We start from the raw sequence: 19,163 nt of genomic DNA, 5'->3' as shown, positions 1-19,163 counted from the left end.
TCATACCCCCTTGCGAAATCCATGTGTAAACCCTTTATCATATAATTTTGAACGATAGTCTTTTTGATGAATATTTTCATCCAAAGCCCATCCCATTAAAATCATTGCTTGTTTTCTAACACCATTTGCTTTCATATCTTCATCTAAGTTCTCAAGTGTTGAACGAACAATTTTCTCATCTGGCCATGTTGCCTTGTATACAACAGCAACAGGAGTATCCTTACTCCATCCTGCCGCTAGCATTTCATTAACGACTTTCTTCGTTAGCGTCGCGCTTAAAAATAATGCAATTGTACTATGATGTTCAGCAAGTGCTCTTAGCTTTTCTCTTTCTGGCACAGGCGTTCTTCCTTCAGCTCGTGTTAAAATAACCGTCTGTGTTAAATCAGGAATTGTTAATTCAGCTCCCACTGCAGCAGCTGATGCAAAGACCGAACTCACACCAGGTACAATTTCGATGTCAATCTCCGCTTCTTTTAAAAGTGCTATCTGCTCCATAATTGCTCCATATACTGCTGGATCACCTGTATGGACACGCACGACCTTCTTTCCTTCAAGAAGGCGTTCCTTCATGATTTGTACCATTTCCTCTAAGTGCATACCTGCTGTTTTCAACACTTCCGCAGAAGGTTTTGCTTCTTTTATTAACTCTTCACTAACAAGTGAATCTGCATAGAGCACAACGTCTGCTTCTTGAATGAGTTTAAGTCCACGAACTGTAATTAAGTCTGGTGCACCTGGTCCTGCTCCTACAATGTATAGCTTCATTTCCTCACCACCATTAATGTTAGATACTCTAATTCAACTCCATCAAGGTCATTTACATTCCAAATAATCTCTTCATCTGATGTCGCTTTCGTCACAACAAATGCCTTATCTGAAAGGCCCAGTTCTTCTAGAACGTTTCTCATAAGGTCGATTACTTTTGCAACTTTAATGAAAATGATACAATCATGCTCAACTATCGCTTTTTTCATCATTTCAGCGTTGTCTTGTGCTGGCACAATTGCAACATGATCGTCTCCCTCAGCTAAAGCTATTCCAAGTGTTGATGCTGCTCCGTTAATAGATGAAATCCCTGGAACCGTTTGAATGGTCACTTCTGGATGTTGCTCTTTCATCACATTCATCATATGTATGAACGTACTATATAAAAGCGGATCTCCTTCTGTTACAAAAGCAACATCTTTACCTTCTTTTAACTTTCCCCATACCTTCTCAACGGTTATATTCCATTCTCGTTCTAAAATAGCCTCATCTTTTGTCATCGGAAAAACTAAACCTAACATATCCTTTTCAACTGGATTAATGTATACATCAATGATTTTATGTGCGTAACTCTTACTACCTTTTCTTTTTTTCGGGTAAGCAATTACTGGTGTATCTCGCAAAATACGAAATGCCTTAACTGTAATTAACTCTGGATCACCTGGGCCAACACCAAGTCCATATAATTTCCCTAACATCTTATTCCCCTTCCTTACGACTAGCTGTAATAATATAGATCGGATTAAGCGCATCGAATCGAGTTAAATGTAAGATCGGTTTGCTTCTTGAAATTTGTGCTAGTGTAATCTGTGTTTCAAACCCTCGTGCTTTAAATGCTTCTAATGCTGCAGAAAGATTCTCAATCGTCACTGCATTAAGAACGATTCTCCCTTGTGAATTTAACCGTTCACAACAGATGTTAAGTATTTCCTCCATACCACCTGCCGTTCCTCCGATAAATACGGCATCAGGATTCGGAAACTGATCAAGACCCTCAGGAGCCTTTGCGTTCACAACCGTAATATCTGTTCTAAACTTCTTTGTATTAATCAAACAATTTTCATAGTCTTCTTTATTTTTTTCAATAGCATAAACAGCACCATTATGAGCTATTCTTGCTGCCTCAATGGCAATTGAACCTGTACAAGTACCAATATCCCATACCGTACTGTCCTGTCTTAAATTCAGCGCACCAATTGTCAAAATGCGAATTTCTTTCTTCGTTAACAAGCCTTTATCTGGTTTACGTTGAGCAAATTCTTCATCTTCAATGCCTAACGTCCATACTGGAGATTCATCTTTCTTTTTCAAAATCACGATATTTAAAGGTGCAAAATTAGCCTCACTCATCTCAGATAGACTCATCCAGCGACAGCGTTCTGTCTCACCGCCTACATTCTCAGCTATAAATGCTTCATATTCTGTCATGTGATAGGAAATAAGGTACTTTGCAATCTCATTTGGTGAATTTGTTTGATCAGTAAGAATCGCTACTTTATCTTTATTATCAATTTTCTGAGCAAAGCCTCTTATGCTTCTCCCATGTAAACTTGAAATATATGCATCTTCCCAACGTTCTTCCATTCTCGCAAATGCAAGTTGGATTGAGCTTAAATAAGGATAGATTTCAATATCTAACTTATTTGATAAATAGCTTCCGATCCCATAAAAAAGTGGATCTCCAGAAGCTAAGATGATGACTTTCCTTGATTCTTGTTGCAACTTTTCAACTAATGACTTTAATCCAACCTTTATTGGGATTTTGTCACCTTGAAAATTAGGAAAAAAGGCAAGCTGCCTCTCTCCTCCAACGAGCACTTCACATTCATTAATCCACTTTTCATATAAGGGTAGTAAACTTCTTCTTCCTTCGTCTCCGATGCCAATTAACTTTATCTTCTCACTCACGATAACCAGCCTCTCCTAACAGCTTACCTTTCAATGTATATAATGTCGTATCAATATCTACTCCACCATTAACTTCCTCTAATGCCGCAGTACAACAATACGTACACAGCACTTCGAAAAAGTTAAGGAAACCATGTTCTAACATCATATTTCCAACTTGTGATGCCGTATTTGCTTCTCTTACTTCTTCTAACAATTCACCTGTTACACCAACTTGTTCGGCAACACTTGCCAAAAAATTAAAATCAACGGGAGCACTTTTTGAATGAACCATCATCACTCCTTGTGCCACCTTCGAAAATTTCCCCATCATTCCGACCATCGAAATGCGTTTTACACCAAGTCTTTTACATTGTTTTAAGGAAAATCCTACGAAGTCACCCATTTCGATGAAAGCTTCTTCCGGCAAATGCGGAAACTGCTTAATTGCATATCCTTCACTTCTGCCACCAGTTGTGATGACAACATGCTCACACTGACTCGCTCTTGCAACCTTAATTGCTTGAATAATACTTGCTTTATAGGCAGATGTGGAAAATGGAACGACAATTCCTCTCGTTCCTAATATTGATATTCCACCAATAATGCCAAGTCGTCCATTCAACGTCTTCTCTGCAATCTGTTCTCCATTCGGTACAGATATTACAATTTGAATACCCTTTTGAATGTTGAATTGTTCTAATACTTCCGAAGCAACTCCGAGAATCATCTTTCGTGGAACTGGATTAATCGCTGCTAACCCAACTTCAACTGGTAGTCCAGGCTTCGTTACTCGCCCGACACCTTCTCCTCCATCAAGATGAACACCCGTTTCATTAACCCACTGTACGGTCGATACGATCGAAGCACCATGAGTAACATCTGGATCATCTCCAGCATCCTTTTTGATACTTACTTGAACACAGTTTGCAGATAATTCACAGCTCTCAATTGTGAAAGTTGCGAACCTTTTGACTGGTAGATATATCGTTACTTCTTCTTGTACTTCTCCCGTAATAAGCGCTGTAATGGCTGCTTTTGTAGCTGCTGTTGCACAAGCACCTGTCGTATAACCTTCTCGTAAAGGCTTAGTGCTTTTCTCTTCTGTCATCTTGTTTTACACCTGATCAGCAAGTATTGAAATTGCGTTTAGTGCCGCTACCGTAACGGTACTTCCACCTTTTCTCCCTAGGTTCGTAATGAAAGGAATATCTAACTTCGCTAATTCTTCTTTTGACTCGGCCGCTGATACAAATCCGACAGGCATTCCGATGATAAGACCTGGCTTTGCTTCTCCTTCTTTCACTAGACGAATGAGCTCTAATAACGCAGTTGGCGCATTACCGATAGCAAAAATTCCACCTTCTGCTTCCTTAATCGCTTTACGCATTGAAATAATTGCACGTGTAGTATTTAAACGTTTCGCTTCTTCTACAACGTCTGGATCAGAAATATACACATTTACATCACAACCATATTTTTCAACTCGTGGTTTACTAATCCCCACTTGTACCATCTGTACATCACAAACAATCTTTCGACCATCTCTTATCGCTTTAATACCAGCTTGTACTGCATCTGGATGGATAATCATGCTTTTTCCTAACTCAAAATCTGCTGATGCATGAATAACACGTCGAACAACAGGGTACTGTTCTTCAGGGAACTGATGTTCATCAATTTCTTCGTCAATCATTTCAAAGCTTCTAACCTCAATTTGTTGTGGTTGGATTGTCTCTGGTTTAAATTCAGTTTTAAAATCCATCTTATTCGCTCCTTAATTAAAATTTTAGATCTCATTTTTATTTAAGTGTGCTAACACATCTTCAAATGTTGAAAAAACTGTTTGATAATCTAGTGTTGGTCTTAGAATCATAATGATTTCAATGCCAAGTTCCATCGCAGCTGTTATCTTTTCATCCACTGAACCAGCTTTTCCACTTTCTTTCGTAACAACTAGCGTTATTTCATAATTTTCATAGAGTGCTTGATTAAGCATTTTCGTAAATGGCCCTTGAATTGCGATAATATTTTTTTGTGGTAAACCGAGCTGTTCACATTTTTCCATATTATCTTTTCTAGGTAACATCCGAGCAATTAACCTCGTATCAGGAAGTTGGAGCAGTTTGTCTGTGAAAACTTGTAACGTCTTACTACCAGTTGTAAGCATGATATTACCTCGTTTTTGTGCAGCCAAATCCGAAGCCTCTTCGTAATTGTTCACATAATGAATCTTCTCATACTCAAATTGTTGTGTTCTTCGTTCATATCGGATGTATGGAATGTTTGCTGTTTTTGCTGCTTCCATCGCATTTTTTGATGCTTCTTCAGCAAAAGGATGACTTGCATCAATTACAGTTTGCACACCATTTTTCTTTATGAAATTTATGATACTATCATGATCCATTCGACCAACTTGTACCACAATACCAGCTTCTCTATATTCGAATGCTGCACTTTCTGTTACAACCGTAACTATCAGATCATAGCCAGCATTTCGAACTTGGAATGCTAGCTCTCTTGCATCACTTGTTCCTGCAAAAAATAAAATCATCGAGGTTCCTCAACCTTTTCGTGATGATGGTGGTGATCGTGGTCATGGTGATGATCATGATCGTGATGATGGTGATGGTCAATATGTGGCATAACACCTAATCGATACAAACACGTATCACAATTCATACTTACCTCACCTGCTAACCCTTCTTCAGCACGTTCAATTAGAACATCTGCTAGATTAGGATGGAAACCGAAATACGAAGTTAAAGCAAATTCAATTTCTTCATATTGTTTATTAAAGTCATCGACCAAACCTTCTAATCTCTTAATTAATATCCCTGTAAATAAGAAGTATGGGATAATAATTACTTTCTTCGCTCCAAGTTTGATACATCGTTCTACAGCTTCTTCTAACCTTGGATTTGTTACTCCCATAAACGCCGTCTCTACGATGTTATAGTTCATACTCTCCCAGAGAAGTCTCGTAATCTTGTATAAATCACTATTCGCATCTTGATCGCTTCCACCACGACCAAGTAGGATTACAGCTGTTCCATCATGTGTTTCTTCAATGTTTTCACCGATTTCTACTAATCTGTCCTTACATATATCTATAACCTGTGGATGAACACCAATTGGTTTTCCATACGTAAATGACACATGTGGATACTTTTCTTTTGCCTCGTCTATCGCAGCAGGTATATGAATTTTCGAATGCCCTGCTTGGAGAAGCATAATTGGGATAAGTACGATATGTGTTGCTCCTTTTTCAATGCAAGTTACTATCCCACTCGCAATCGTAGGTCTCTCAAATTCTAGAAAACATGTTTCTACAATTAAGTTACTATCTAGTTTAGGGATTAATCCTGAGACAAACTTTCTAACTTCTTCATTTCCTTCTGCATCACGACTACCATGTCCAACATATAATATTGCCTTCATCTTCTTCCTCCCTTTCTTAATCTCCACAAGGTGCTGGTTCAACCTCAATCTTTGGTGTCATATCAACATATTGATAACCTTGAATATTTTTAATTCGTTTAAAATATTTGTTGAATCGTTCGTTTGGATGACCTTTTTCCTTATATTCTTCAATAATTTTCGCCACTGTAGGAACAAGTAATTCTGGCTCTATTCCCTCTGCAACCGGTTGACCTGAATGCGCTGTTCTTCCGACTGTTTTTGCACCTAAGAAAAGGTCAAACTTCCCTTTTCGATAGACAATTCCAATATCATCAGTTACCGCACCGTAACACGCCATTCCACAACCGTTAAAACCGACTCTTAATTCTTTGGGCATTGACATCCCACCAAATTGCTTCTGAATTTCCTCTGCATAAGGAATCGAATCTTTCTTCTCACCATCACAGAAATCACATGCTTTCACTGTTAAGACATCTCCAATTGGTGATAATAGAAAGCCTGATTCACTTAATTGAGTTGTAATTTCTTTCGGGTTACTAGTAGGAACAGTTAGAATTATCTGATGATGTGGAGTATATTCGATTGTACCTTTTTCACCTGCTACTTCCGCTAGTGTTACAAGTTGTGCAGGCGAAAATTGTTTATTTGCCACACCTGGACTAACAGCTAATTCAAAGATTGATTCAATCTTATTTGATATCATAGGCTCTTGATTAGCATTCGGTATGTTAAGTTTTTCAACTGCTTGTTGTGCTACTGTCAGTGAATCATCTTGCTCAACTTTTCCTTTATGCATTGCCCATGGTTCGTTCTCATGTCTTAAACGTTCGTGCGGACGAAGAGGTTGTTCAGCTGAATCTAACGTATATTTCCGCTGGTATCCCCTCGGTGTAATTAGTTTATTATCATACACATACGTCGTTGAATTACCGATGATAACCGTTGTAAGCATACCAATATCATGGTTTAACATCTCTGCTAGGTTTGTAACGACAACTTGTTCCCGCTCTCGATAAGCACTCTTCACTAAACCAACTGGTGTATCGGGTGAACGATATTTCAATAAAATTCTTTGCGCTTCTACAATCTGCTTCGTTCTTCGTCCACTCTTCGGGTTGTATAATGCAATGACAAAATCTGCAGATCCAGCAGCCTCTAATCGTTTTGTAATCAATTCCCAAGGCGTAAGATGGTCACTCAAACTTATCGTACAAGCATCATGCATAACAGGAGCACCTAGTAATGATGCACACGAGTTAATAGCTGAAATTCCAGGAATTACTTCAACTTCAACACCAGCTTCTTCTGTCCAACCTTTTTCAACTAACACTTCATAGATTAGACCTGCCATTCCATATACACCTGCGTCACCACTCGAAATTACAGCGACCTTTTTTCCCTGTTCAGCCAACTCAACAGCAGCATGAGCTCGGCTTACTTCCTCCGACATACCTGTACTAATAATCTCTTGATCTGTTAATAGTTCCTTAATTAAATCAACATAAGTGCTGTAACCAATAATTGAATCGCTCTCTGCTATTGCTTCTCTCGCTCTTTCTGTAAAATGCTTAGCACTACCTGGACCAAAACCAATGATTAGAAGTTTTCCTTTCATTCCAACCCCTCCTTTATTTAGACGACGAATCTTTGTTAATTCCTATCGGACGATTATTTTTCAATTGCATCCCTTCAGTTGTAGTCACATAACTGATAGAACGCTCAATCGGTTGTTTTGCAATTAGATGTTCTTGTACAATTTGCTTACCTAATTCAGGTGTTACTCCCTCATACCACGTTCCTTCAGGATAAACAATGACGACACAAGCATCTTTACACCTGCCATTACACCTTGTTCGTGTCGTATGAACTTGTACATCTAATTGATTAGCTGTAATTTCTTCGCGAATGGATTGAGTCACTTCTTCTCCACCTTTTCTCATACAGCTAGAACCGTTACAAATGAGAACATGGTGCTTCATTTCTTCCAAATTCCAAGTTGTCATATGTTTTCTCCTATCTTATTAAAATAGTATTCTTATTCAGGAAATGAAAAACCCTTAACTTCCGTGGAAGTTAAGGGTTTAAGTGTTTGACTAGTAATGAATTTGCCCAGCAAAAAACTGGTTATAATTCCTTATTATCATACACATGTCTTCCCACCGAAGAATGAGTTACATCAGTTAAAAGCAGGTCTCCTGGCTTGTGCTTCACTTTACTCTTGCTCCTTCCCAATACGAAATGTATCAGTGGACATTACAATTTCATCTGCACTTACAGTAGCGGGGGCTGCATCGGGTTCACACCGATTTCCCTATTAATTCAAGTTTTTTAACATACTTGAGAACTTCTAACATCTATTAAGTTGTTTATAGAGGGTGTTCAAAAAAACCGAGAAAAGTGTTTGTCGAATAACTGAGTTGGCTTGCTTTTCCGGTGCTCATGTACCCTACAAACGTACATTCCGGTGCTCAAACCATCGCCGCCTTGTTCTTTTCTGTCCTCTTTTTTAAACACGCTCTTATACGACCATTTCTCATATTAGCTTGAGTTAACTTTACCAATAAAGGAGTATCTTTGACAAGTTTTTTTCTAAACATTCAATATTATTCGATTGCTTCCTCAACTATGTAAAAAAACAATAAAAATACAGCTTACAAGCATTTTTTACAACTCATCAAAACCATTCGTGTCTGTTGTTTTTGTATATTGACGTGATTTTTGCTCGAAGAAATCTGTCTTCCCTAAATCAACTTCTTGATAGGCAACAATCCATCGTAGAGGATTTGTTCGATAACCCTCAAACGGTGCTTTGAAGCCTAACTGCTCAGCACGTTTATTTGCCATAAATTTAATATATGAATCTACTTCTGACATAAATAACCCATCTATTTTATTTCCTAGAATCTCATTTCCCCATTCAATTTCTAGATATGCAGCTTGTTCAAATGTTTCTGTTGCAAATTTCCCCAGTTCTTCAGTATCGTATTCAGGATATTCTAGTAAAATTTCTTTAAACACCTTCTCAAATAAACCGACGTGGATCTGTTCATCACGATTAATATAATTAATCATTGTACTCGTAGCGACCATCTTCTGATTACGTGCTAAATGGTAGAAGAATGCAAAACCAGAATAGAAGAATAATCCTTCTAGTACAACATCGAATATAATCGATTTTAATAGGTTCTCGACAGTCGGGTTCTCAGTAAAGCCTTTATAACCATTTGTGATAAAGTCGTTTCGCTTCCTTAATATTGGCTCACTTCGCCAATACTCAAATACTTCATCCTGTTGCTTCTTATTTACAATACTCGAAAGTACATAACTATATGAATGATTATGAATCACTTCTTGTTGAGCAAGAATTATCATTAATGCATTTAAGCTCGAATCCGTTAAATAATCTGCCACTTTACCTGCATAATCTGTTTGTATACTGTCCAGCAGTGCGAGCAAACCTATAATTTTTAGAAATGCCTCTTTTTCTTCTTCTGATAAGTTTGCAAATTGCTTAATATCTTTAGACATATTAATTTCAAAAGGTGTCCAAAAATTAGCTAGCATCGTTTTATACTTTGGGTATGCCCATGAAAAACGCACATCATCCCAATTTAATATATTTGAACTTTGTCCATTTATAATTCCTGTTGAACGATTAGGTGCTTCTGTATCAATTAACATTCTTTTTTGAATAGTAGTCATCACAAATTGAATCCTTTCATAAAAAGATAAGAGAATATAATATCCAAAACCATTTAACTTCTAGCATTATTGGAAATTGTTCTTGAGTCGGTATATTAAATAAGAAACAGATGAACCTCCTCTTAAACTTCCTTTTGCTAGACATCAATAAACAACTTTTTTGCTGAGTGGATTAACTATGACAACTATCACAATCAATTAATTCAGCACTTGATGTTGAGCGAACATAATAAGTCGTCTTAAGACCTGATTTCCATGCATCTAAGTGCAAATCTAATAATTCCTTTGCCTTGATGTCATTTCGCACATAAAAGTTAAAAGAAATTGATTGATCAATATGATGTTGACGCTTTGCATTCTGCCTAATGCTCCAATGTTGGTCAATAAGATATGCCGTCTTGTAATACCATGTCGTTTTCGGCGAGAGATCAGGCGCTGTCACTGGAATTTTATAATCTTTCTTTTCCTCTGAATATTCTTTTCTAAAAATCGGATCAATACTTGCTGTTGAACCGGCAATAAGTGAAGTCGAAGAATTTGGAGCAACAGCCATTAAATATCCGTTGCGAATACCATTTTCTTGTACTTCTTTTCTTAATTGCTGCCATTGCAATGAATTGTACTGTTTACGTTCAAAATAAACCCCACTTGCCCACTCAGATCCTTCAAAATGAGGATATGGTCTTTTTTCCTCAGCAAGCTTGTTACTCGCCTTAATCGTTAAATAGGCAATTTCTTCATATAAATCATCACAATACTGAACTGCCTCTTCACTCTCCCACGTTATCCCTTTAAGCGCCAATAAATGTTGCCATCCAAACGTACCTAGACCAATTCCTCGATAGGCTTGATTCGTTAATTGAGCTTGTGGAACAGGAACTTGGTTCAGGTCAATGACATTATCAAGCATTCTGACTTGGATAGAAATTAAACGATCTAATACACCGTCCATAATTGTACGTGCTAACGAGATTGAAGATAAGTTACATACAACGAAGTCTCCAGGTGACTTAACTGTAATTATCTTTCCATCAACAGTCTTCTCCTCTTCAATTACCGTCGGGCTCATATTCTGAGTGATTTCTGTACAAAGGTTACTGCAATATATCATGCCTTTATGCTTATTTGGATTTAAACGATTCACTACATCACGATAAAACATAAAAGGCGTACCTGTCTCAAGTTGGGAAATCATAATCGATTTCAAAATCTCAATTGCTGGTATTTTCTCTTTTGATAATAGTGGATGATCAACACATTGCCAGTAATGCTTTCGAAATGTACCGTCTCCTTGCTGCTCATCATAAAAATCTTCTAATGAAAAGCCCATTACATTTTGAACTTCATGAGGGTCAAACAAATACCAATCTCCTCTAGTTTCTACTTGCTCCATGAATAGATCAGGAATGGATACACCTGTAAATAAATCGTGTGTTCGTTGACGCTCATCCCCATTATTCAAACGTGTATCAAGGAAAGAAAAAATATCTTTATGCCACACGTCCAAGTAAACTGCAATTGCTCCTTGTCTTTGTCCCAGTTGATCGACAGAAACTGCTGTATTATTTAACTGTTTCATCCATGGGATGACGCCTCCGCTTATTCCTTTGAATCCTTTAATATCACTCCCACGACTACGGATTTTCCCTAAGTAAACGCCAAGACCTCCACCATTTTTACTTAAAGTTGCGATATCTGTATTAGAGTCATAAATGCTTCGCAAACTATCTTCGACCGTGTCAATGAAACAACTTGATAATTGTCCATAACTCTTTCCTGCATTCGCAAGCGTAGGAGTAGCAACTGTCATATAGAGATTTGATAAAGCCCAATATGCCTCTTCCACCAATTGCATTCTTTTACTTTTAGGCTCATTCATCATTAATGTCATCGCAATAATCATGAATCTCTCTTGAGGTAATTCATATACATTTCCAGTATGTGATTTAGCAAGATAACGCTCAGCCAACGTAACAATACCTATATATGTAAATAATTGATCTCGTTTAGGAACGATGAGACTTTCTAAGTAGATTAGCTCATCACTTGAATATTTCTCTAGCAATTCTGGGTTATAAATCTTCATCTCAATTAATAATTGTATAAGCTGTTCAAATGATCCATACTTTTCTTTCTTTTCATATCCTCTTGATTGAGCCGCACGTTCATATAATCTTTCAACAAATATTTGGCCTGCAACGAAACTCCATTCGGGCTCTTCACTACAAATTCTTTCTTCTGCCGATAAAATACATAACTTCGCAAACTGCTCTTGAGAGAGAGAATCCTTCAATTGAATGGATTGCATTATCTTTTCTTGAAATTCATTGAAATTCAAATTTGGAAATCTATCGGATAACGCTTCAATAAATGCATTCACTTGCTCTGCACTAACTGAAGAGGGTAACGATACATTTCGTTCATTAATAATTTTAGACATAAAAAAATCCTCCTAGATTAAAATATTACAGAGGAAGATTAGGTAATAAAAAAACCATCACTCTGTATGAGGATGGGAAAGAAACAATGGTAGATTGGCAAGCTAAAGACTTAACATGCGTGCTACTATCGTCAAATCTTCCCAGCTCCCGAAGAAGATAATACGTTATAGAACAGGCAGGTCTCCTGACTTATGCTTCACTCTACTTTAAGCCCTTCCCGTCTATATAAGACAGTGGTACAATGCTTATTTCGTCAGCATTTACAGTTGCGGGGACAGCTCTGGATTTACACCAGATTCCCTATTAAGTCTACAATCAGACACCTAATCTATCAGTTTATCACTAAATATAGTATAATTATTTTAAATTAACAACTAAATATTGTGCTCCACTTATTATACGGGTCACATCTATATTTAGCAAGTCTATTCTCTTTTATTAGTTCGTGTTCCAAAAAATAGGACAAAATTTACCTAACATCAGAACGAATTGACAAGGAAATTCAAATAATTAAAAGCTACTTCCTCGAAATTCTTGAACTACCTTTATTATTTTATCTCTAAAATTATCAATTTTCACATGGCAGAGAAATCACTTCATGAACTGGCAACCTGATCTCAACTTCTGTTCCTTTTCCCAATTCACTTCGTATAAAGATTTCCCCTTGATGGTTTTCAATAATCTTATAACTTATCATAAGACCAAGCCCTATTCCCTTCTCCTTATTTGAAAAGTATGGTTCACCAAGTTTAAGCAAACGCTCTTTTGAAATTCCTATTCCTTCATCTTTGACAAAAACAGATATGAATTTTTCATCTTTATTAATGGTTTGAATAACCACTTGCCCACTACCGTACATTGCTTCTATTGCGTTTTTAATCACATTTATGAATACTTGTTTTAATTGAACGACCTCACAAGTAACACATGAATGTTTCGCTTCAAATGATTGTTTTATCTGAACGTGGTGGTGTGCAGCAACTGGAACCATTAAAGTAAAAACCTCTTCTATAACCGTATGTAAGTCTGCTTCATTGAATTTTAATTCTTGATGAGGTTTTGCTAGAACGAGAAGTTCATTCATACTCTTCTCTATATTACGCAATTCAGAAAGAATGACTTCTGTATATCTTACTCCATCGTTATCCTTCATAAGCTGAATAAATCCTTTAATAGCAGTAACAGGGTTTCTGATTTCATGGGCAATACTTGCTGACAACTCACCTACTAATCCTAGTTTATCCCATTTTCTTAACAACAAATCTTTCTCTTTTATTTCCGTAACATCTTCATAGATACTAATTGTTCGATCAATACCATCTACATCTTTGAAAGCAGGATAACGTCTCCACCTAATCCAACGTATTCCCATATCCTTATGATAAAACCGATGTTCTACCTCAGCGTATGTCTTAATATCTGTTTTACCAAAATTAATAACAAGCGCTCGGTCATCTGGATGAGTTGCCTGTATATAGTTTTCCATTGGATATTCCAGTAGAGCTTTTCTTGAAATTCCCCAAACTTTCTCAAATGCTGCGCTTAAGTAGAAAATTTTAGAATAATCAGAACGATGAATAACAAAAACTTCTTTTGTATTCTCGGTAATTTGATTGATATATTCTTCGCTTTTTTTAAATTTTTCAAGCATTTTATACTGCTCATCAATATTTCGAATATATACAACCATGCCTTCTGTAAAAGGAAATGTTCTAATTTCCACATATTTCTCTAGTACGTCATAGAAAATTTGGAAGCGTACAGATTCTCCATCCTCCATTGATTTCCGATACTCTGATTCACATACTGTACCTAATACAGATGGAAATACTTCCCACACATTATTATCGAGCAATTCCTCTCTATCTACTCCCCAAATTTCTTCTAAACGGTGATTCACATAAATAAAATTCCAATTTTTATCTACTGCAAAGAAACCATCTACGATACTTTCAACAATTTCTCCTAATCGAAAATCTGTTTGCTTGAATAATTTTGATTGCTCATTTAATTTTTGTTCAATTGCCTTTTGTTCTGTTATATCTCTTGTTGTGACAATAAATGCTTCTACTTGTCCTGAGTTATCACAAATAGTGGATATAGTTAGGTTAATGAAAATAACAGAACCATTACTTTTCTTTCTTCTAGTTGAATAATTTATTAATTCATCACCATGCATTACATTTTTAATTAATCCTTTGAAGCCTCCTACCTTCTCTTCAGACTCAAGGGATATTTCCTTACCAACGACTTCTTGTGCCATCCATCCATATACCTTTTCAAACTCTTCATTCACTTTAATAACTTTACCATCTATCCCCAAAATCTCAGTTGCATCCTTATTATGAATCAATAGTTCTCCATACTTATCTGATATCGACGGAACTTCTTTTACAATTGCATAGATTAACTTATCCTTATTATCGTACTCAATTGTCCATACAACCCTTTTCTCAGTTGCATTCACCCCATACAAATTCGTTTCAAAAGTAATAGTATCTGTCGTGTGTTTGACTGTCTCGACTTGTTTATAAAGTACATCTCTCCATTTACTATTAAACAAATTATCTATTACTTGGGTAGGCGGGATTACATTCACAAACCGAAACAAATCTTCTGCTACTTCGTTAGCAAATTGTATATGGCAATGTGAATCAAAAATAAAAAATGCGTGATCCGAGAGATTAAGGAGTCTTTTCATATTTTTATCAACAAGGGACTTGGCGTTTGAGTTTATTTCCAAAGAACGTCCTCCCTTCAATTAGTATTTCATTTATATAACTTTTCCAGTTACAATAGTTGACTGAGGTTATTACATTTTTACTACGCTTTCATTTATCGTATTTTTTTATAGATGAAAATGATGTTACACGAGTTAATACATACTAGTTAATTATTCGATCTCATGTTGTTTTTTAAGTCACTAGAAAAGTACACATGCATTTACACGTGACAATAGTCCTTCTTTTATTATACTATTCTTACACTATAAATTTACATAATTCTCTAATAAATTCTAATTATTTGTGTTATTAATAAAAAAACTCAATCTTTTTAAAAAAATAAAAGATTGAGCATACTCACATAATTAATTTATAGATTATTAATAGTAAATCTTTCTACTCATAATAGATTGAATTTATGATATACCACAAGAAAGCGTTCCATTTTTCTGGAAATATTTCTGATGATATTCTTCAGCTTCATAGAACTCTTTAGCTGGGGTTATTTCAGTAACAATTGAATTCTTTAATTTTCCACTTTGATCTAGTTTCTCTTTTTTTGCTTTTGCTGCTTCGAGTTGTTTTACATTTTGAAAAAATATAACTGAACGATATTGTGAGCCAATATCTATTCCCTGTCTATTTTTTGTTGTCGGGTCATGGCAATCAAAGAAAACATCTAACAATTCATCATAAGAAACTTTCCAAGGGTCAAATAATACCTCTACAACCTCAGCATGACTCGTATCTCCTGCTTTCACTTGCTCATAAGTTGGATTAGCAAGTGTTCCTCCTGAATATCCAACTCTCGTTGCTTCTACACCACGAACTTTTTCAAAAAATGCTTCTACTCCCCAAAAACATCCTGCACCAAATACTGCTTTTTCCATTAATCTCGCTCCTTTTTAGAGCGATAAGACTTCTTCTTATACAAAAAACCTCTCTTTAAGCAAGAGAGGTTTCGTATTTCCATACGTCCTCTCATCTATCAAGGTTTAACACCTCGCAGGAATTAGCACCGTTCAAACTTAGTTTGATGGTTGCCGGGCATCATAGGGCCAGTCCCTCTGCCACTCTGGATAAGAAGTTTATCGCTATTAATTTTTTAAATGATTAATCGAATTATACATGCTTTTCACTTGTAATGCAAGAGAAAACGATTCTTTCTCTATTATCAATTATAGACATAATCATTTGACATATGATCTATGAATAACGCCATCTAAAATACCGTTTACTTCATTTAATTCATTAATAAGATAGTTTGCCCCTTCTAATTCAGTCTCATTACCGAAACCAAATGTACAACCAATTGATAATAAATCATTATTGGTAGCTGCTTCAATATCAGAAGCTCTATCTCCTATTACCACACCTGATTTTATCCCATATTCTTTTAGCAGTAGTTGAACTAAATCTACTTTAGAATTTGTTATGCTCCGCTGAATACTATAAACATCCTTTAAATATTTCTCCAATTGAAAATAATCGACAATTTCTTTTAAGTATGCCTCTAAACCATTACTTGCTATAAAAACAGGAATGTTCTTTGCTTTCAATGACTTAAGAAGTTCAACTGCACCGGGATACAATTCTCCATTTCCACTTCTAATTTCTTCTATAATAAATGATAAAAATAGTGTATCAGCTTTTTTATGAATAGCCTGTGCTTTTCCAGCTAACAATGTCTCCCAAACAACAGGAAGGGGAACTCCCATAATTTCCTTATACATTTCCAGTGGTGTTGCTTCATTCCACTCTCCCTCTTTACGCAACAGCTCAAACGTTTTTTCTAAACTTGCTTCTAACACTTTATTCGTTTGAAATAATGTTCCATCTATATCAAAAATTGCTACAAATTTTCTATCAGCCACTTAATTCACCTACAAATCAATTATTTTCTCCGAAATGACTATCAGAGGGCATTTAATTTCATTTTCCACTTGTAATATTTCTAATAATTACATTATTGCTCAAACTTATATAAAATGTAAGCTATCATACTGTATTTATAATCATATCTACATTATACTCATGATAAGGAAGGTGACAAAAGATGACTCAATTAATAAAAACAGTAGACGAATTTAACGAAATGATTGCTAGTGAAACACCTATAGTAATGAAATTCACTGCAGATTGGTGCCCAGACTGTAAAAGATTAGATATGTTTATTCATGAAGTATTTGAACAATTAAGCGAAGTACCATTTTTTGAGATTGATAAAGATAAATTTCCGGACTTAACTGAGAAATATAGTGTGATGGGAATACCTAGCTTATTAATTTTTAAAAACAACGAAAAGATTGCACATCTGCACAGTGCAAATGCAAAAACACCTGAAGAAGTAACCGAATTCCTTTCACCATACTTCGCAAAATAACGTGAAACTTCAATTAGTGAGAGGTTTTCTTCATCCCATATTGAAGGTTAGTTGAACCAATTAGGTAATCACTTAAGTTTGCTCTTTCACTTATACTTTGTCGACTTTTTTAAGTTTTGAAGTGGAAGTCTTAGCGGCAATTAACACGTGATAAAACATGCCCTCACACTACCGTAATTATATGTGAGGGCATTTCTTTTTTTAAATGAGGTAAGGCTTCAAAAAAGCTTAACTCCAATCAGTAGAAATATCCCTTCACTCTCTGCTAATGGATAATTAAACATATATGGCTTAACTACGCTTGCTCTCTTTAAATTGCTTAAATGAGACCCATAACATAATTTTACATACATTAAGCTTAACATGTTTTCTATTTTTAACGATTTCCTCTGAATACAACCTTTTTAAAATTGACCTACTTAATTGACATTTATTACATTTATACATTATTATACGTTTAATCATTTAAACATTAATTCTGTACTGGAGGATTAGATAATGAAAAGAACAGCTTTAATCACCGGTGCTACTAGTGGATTAGGATATGAATTCGTAAAATTATTTGCAAAAGATGAATTCGACCTCGTTTTAGTAGCAAGAAACGAAAAAAAAATGGAAGAAATTAAACAATCTCTACCAAATAATAAAGTAACGATTATTAAGAAGGATCTTAGCTTACCAAACGCAGCTAAAGAAGTATTTGAATCAATTCAACGAGAAGAAATTCAAATCGACATTCTTATCAATAATGCAGGGTTTGGACTTCTCGGTTCTTTCGAAGACTTAGATATCCATCAACAAACAGAAATGATTAATTTAAATATTACCGCTTTAACTGAGCTAACACACTATTTCCTACCTCAACTTAAAAAAAGCAACTCAGCTAAAATTCTTAATGTTGCTAGTACAGCAGCATTTCAACCTGGACCATCAATGGCAGTCTATTTTGCGACAAAAGCATATGTCCTTTCATTTTCAGAAGCTATTGCAGAAGAAGTAAAAGAACATAATATAACTGTCACAACACTCTGCCCTGGTCCTACAAACACAAATTTTGGTGCGGTTGCAAATAGTTCAAATGCAAAAATGTTCGATCAGGCAATGACAGCTGAAGCAGTTGCAACACAAGGCTACAATGCCTTATTTGGTGGTAAAGGAGTCACAATCACAGGATTTGTCAACAAAATGGGTGTATTAGGGGCAAAATTCGTTCCTCGTAGATTAGCAATGAAAATTGCAAAGAATGTTATGAAGGAAAACTGATACAACCTAAAAATGAAAAACTACCCAAAAAAGATTAAACGATTTTAGCTGTAATAATATATAACTTATTAATGTTTGATGTATCTTCATATTTTAATTCCTTAAAGCAAGAAAATTGAAAACACATGAGCCAAACTAGTTATTGATAACGAATATCATTCATATACTGAGCTAGTACTTTTCTATTTCAAATCTAGAAAACCATGCTCACTCATCCCAAACAAGAATAGTCTTCTGAGGTTTTGGATACTCGATTCCAAACATGCTCATTTTTAGTAGTTAAAACCTCCCATGAAAAAATCATGGGAGGTTTTATACGATTCCAACTATTCACTTAACAATTCTACACCATCAATTATGTTATGCTGATGACTCATTGATGCTTCTATAATAGCTTGATATACCCAATGTAACATGTTTAATAAATTCAAGCCCGCTTCTTCATCATCAACCAATAATACTTTGATCATACTAACTGCACCTCACTCTTACATAAGCATACGATCGTAGATAGTCTTCTATACTATTTTTTTCGTTCTATAATAGAAAAGGAAACAGAGGTATACTTATTTT

Annotated in this window: 17 protein-coding genes and 3 riboswitches; of the genes, 2 read left to right on the top strand and 15 right to left on the bottom strand. The window is 35.6% G+C overall.

Features of this window, described 5'->3' with window-relative positions:
• The 14 genes from cobM to BFG57_RS07230 form a co-directional block, all read right to left on the bottom strand.
• A complete protein-coding gene (gene cobM, locus BFG57_RS07295; RefSeq protein WP_069716836.1) occupies positions 1–768 on the bottom strand; it encodes a precorrin-4 C(11)-methyltransferase in 768 nt (255 codons plus the stop codon).
• Positions 765–1,466 (bottom strand): precorrin-2 C(20)-methyltransferase, encoded by a 702-nt coding sequence (gene cobI / locus BFG57_RS07290; protein ID WP_069716835.1) that lies wholly within the window; start codon positions 1,464–1,466, stop codon positions 765–767. The genes cobM and cobI overlap by 4 nt, the downstream gene beginning before the upstream one ends.
• Before the next feature lies 1 nt (position 1,467).
• Entirely contained in the window at positions 1,468–2,676 is a 1,209-nt protein-coding gene (locus tag BFG57_RS07285; RefSeq protein ID WP_069716834.1) for a bifunctional cobalt-precorrin-7 (C(5))-methyltransferase/cobalt-precorrin-6B (C(15))-methyltransferase, read from the bottom strand.
• Positions 2,669–3,766 (bottom strand): cobalt-precorrin-5B (C(1))-methyltransferase, encoded by a 1,098-nt coding sequence (locus tag BFG57_RS07280; RefSeq protein ID WP_069716833.1) that lies wholly within the window; start codon positions 3,764–3,766, stop codon positions 2,669–2,671. The genes BFG57_RS07285 and BFG57_RS07280 overlap by 8 nt, the downstream gene beginning before the upstream one ends.
• 6 nt (positions 3,767–3,772) lie before the next feature.
• Entirely contained in the window at positions 3,773–4,420 is a 648-nt protein-coding gene (locus tag BFG57_RS07275; RefSeq protein ID WP_069716832.1) for a precorrin-8X methylmutase, read from the bottom strand.
• 24 nt (positions 4,421–4,444) lie between these two features.
• Positions 4,445–5,209 carry a precorrin-6A reductase gene (cobK, locus tag BFG57_RS07270; protein ID WP_069716831.1) on the bottom strand — a complete coding sequence of 255 codons (765 nt, stop codon included), beginning with the start codon at positions 5,207–5,209 and terminating at the stop codon, positions 4,445–4,447.
• Positions 5,206–6,096 carry a sirohydrochlorin chelatase gene (locus BFG57_RS07265; RefSeq protein ID WP_069716830.1) on the bottom strand — a complete coding sequence of 297 codons (891 nt, stop codon included), beginning with the start codon at positions 6,094–6,096 and terminating at the stop codon, positions 5,206–5,208. The genes cobK and BFG57_RS07265 overlap by 4 nt, the downstream gene beginning before the upstream one ends.
• A gap of 16 nt (positions 6,097–6,112) precedes the next feature.
• Positions 6,113–7,693, bottom strand: a complete 1,581-nt coding sequence (gene cobJ / locus BFG57_RS07260; protein ID WP_069716829.1) for a precorrin-3B C(17)-methyltransferase — start codon at positions 7,691–7,693, stop codon at positions 6,113–6,115.
• Positions 7,694–7,706: 13 nt separating this feature from the next.
• Complete coding sequence (locus BFG57_RS07255) at positions 7,707–8,081, bottom strand: (2Fe-2S) ferredoxin domain-containing protein (RefSeq protein ID WP_069716828.1); 375 nt, start codon at positions 8,079–8,081, stop codon at positions 7,707–7,709.
• 165 nt (positions 8,082–8,246) lie between these two features.
• A riboswitch (cobalamin riboswitch) is annotated at positions 8,247–8,442 on the bottom strand.
• A gap of 300 nt (positions 8,443–8,742) precedes the next feature.
• Positions 8,743–9,780, bottom strand: coding sequence for a ribonucleotide-diphosphate reductase subunit beta (locus BFG57_RS07250; protein WP_069716827.1), 1,038 nt, complete (start codon positions 9,778–9,780; stop codon positions 8,743–8,745).
• A gap of 172 nt (positions 9,781–9,952) precedes the next feature.
• Entirely contained in the window at positions 9,953–12,220 is a 2,268-nt protein-coding gene (locus BFG57_RS07245) for a ribonucleoside-diphosphate reductase subunit alpha (RefSeq protein ID WP_069716826.1), read from the bottom strand.
• A gap of 158 nt (positions 12,221–12,378) precedes the next feature.
• Positions 12,379–12,563, bottom strand: a riboswitch (cobalamin riboswitch).
• Between the two features lie 226 nt (positions 12,564–12,789).
• Complete coding sequence (locus BFG57_RS07240; protein WP_069716825.1) at positions 12,790–14,964, bottom strand: PAS domain-containing sensor histidine kinase; 2,175 nt, start codon at positions 14,962–14,964, stop codon at positions 12,790–12,792.
• A gap of 396 nt (positions 14,965–15,360) precedes the next feature.
• The gene (gene msrA / locus BFG57_RS07235; protein WP_069716824.1) at positions 15,361–15,834 is read right to left on the bottom strand and encodes a peptide-methionine (S)-S-oxide reductase MsrA; all 474 of its coding nucleotides are present in this window, start codon (positions 15,832–15,834) and stop codon (positions 15,361–15,363) included.
• 88 nt (positions 15,835–15,922) lie between these two features.
• Positions 15,923–16,030: riboswitch (SAM riboswitch) on the bottom strand.
• Positions 16,031–16,134: 104 nt separating this feature from the next.
• A complete protein-coding gene (locus BFG57_RS07230) occupies positions 16,135–16,818 on the bottom strand; it encodes an HAD-IA family hydrolase (RefSeq protein ID WP_245676716.1) in 684 nt (227 codons plus the stop codon).
• A gap of 182 nt (positions 16,819–17,000) precedes the next feature.
• Here BFG57_RS07230 and BFG57_RS07225 point away from each other — a divergent pair, with 182 nt between their 5' ends.
• Positions 17,001–17,327, top strand: a complete 327-nt coding sequence (locus BFG57_RS07225) for a thioredoxin family protein (protein WP_069716823.1) — start codon at positions 17,001–17,003, stop codon at positions 17,325–17,327.
• 498 nt (positions 17,328–17,825) lie between these two features.
• On the top strand, positions 17,826–18,590 hold the full coding sequence (locus tag BFG57_RS07220; protein ID WP_069716822.1) for an SDR family NAD(P)-dependent oxidoreductase: 765 nt from the start codon (positions 17,826–17,828) through the stop codon (positions 18,588–18,590).
• Between the two features lie 326 nt (positions 18,591–18,916).
• Here the strand turns inward: BFG57_RS07220 and BFG57_RS18845 are convergent, their stop codons facing one another.
• The gene (locus BFG57_RS18845) at positions 18,917–19,060 is read right to left on the bottom strand and encodes a hypothetical protein (protein ID WP_175428290.1); all 144 of its coding nucleotides are present in this window, start codon (positions 19,058–19,060) and stop codon (positions 18,917–18,919) included.
• Positions 19,061–19,163: the final 103 nt, after the last annotated feature.

The sequence above is a fragment of the Bacillus solimangrovi genome (assembly GCF_001742425.1).
GTDB lineage: Bacteria > Bacillota > Bacilli > Bacillales > Bacillaceae_N > Bacillus_AV > Bacillus_AV solimangrovi.
The sequence above is the reverse complement of the archived record's forward strand: the minus strand, read 5'-3'. Positions and strand labels throughout refer to the sequence as shown.

Excerpts from the sequence above, each read along its gene's own strand:
- BFG57_RS07225 (WP_069716823.1), top strand. The coding sequence starts at position 17,001 with ATGACTCAATTAATAAAAACAGTAGACGAATTTAACGAAATGATTGCT.
- BFG57_RS07255 (WP_069716828.1), bottom strand. The coding sequence starts at position 8,081 with ATGACAACTTGGAATTTGGAAGAAATGAAGCACCATGTTCTCATTTGT.
- BFG57_RS07245 (WP_069716826.1), bottom strand. The coding sequence starts at position 12,220 with ATGTCTAAAATTATTAATGAACGAAATGTATCGTTACCCTCTTCAGTT.
- cobK (WP_069716831.1), bottom strand. The coding sequence starts at position 5,209 with ATGATTTTATTTTTTGCAGGAACAAGTGATGCAAGAGAGCTAGCATTC.
- BFG57_RS07265 (WP_069716830.1), bottom strand. The coding sequence starts at position 6,096 with ATGAAGGCAATATTATATGTTGGACATGGTAGTCGTGATGCAGAAGGA.
- BFG57_RS07250 (WP_069716827.1), bottom strand. The coding sequence starts at position 9,780 with ATGACTACTATTCAAAAAAGAATGTTAATTGATACAGAAGCACCTAAT.
- cobI (WP_069716835.1), bottom strand. The coding sequence starts at position 1,466 with ATGTTAGGGAAATTATATGGACTTGGTGTTGGCCCAGGTGATCCAGAG.
- msrA (WP_069716824.1), bottom strand. The coding sequence starts at position 15,834 with ATGGAAAAAGCAGTATTTGGTGCAGGATGTTTTTGGGGAGTAGAAGCA.
- cobM (WP_069716836.1), bottom strand. The coding sequence starts at position 768 with ATGAAGCTATACATTGTAGGAGCAGGACCAGGTGCACCAGACTTAATT.
- BFG57_RS07280 (WP_069716833.1), bottom strand. The coding sequence starts at position 3,766 with ATGACAGAAGAGAAAAGCACTAAGCCTTTACGAGAAGGTTATACGACA.
- BFG57_RS07220 (WP_069716822.1), top strand. The coding sequence starts at position 17,826 with ATGAAAAGAACAGCTTTAATCACCGGTGCTACTAGTGGATTAGGATAT.
- BFG57_RS07275 (WP_069716832.1), bottom strand. The coding sequence starts at position 4,420 with ATGGATTTTAAAACTGAATTTAAACCAGAGACAATCCAACCACAACAA.
- BFG57_RS18845 (WP_175428290.1), bottom strand. The coding sequence starts at position 19,060 with ATGATCAAAGTATTATTGGTTGATGATGAAGAAGCGGGCTTGAATTTA.
- cobJ (WP_069716829.1), bottom strand. The coding sequence starts at position 7,693 with ATGAAAGGAAAACTTCTAATCATTGGTTTTGGTCCAGGTAGTGCTAAG.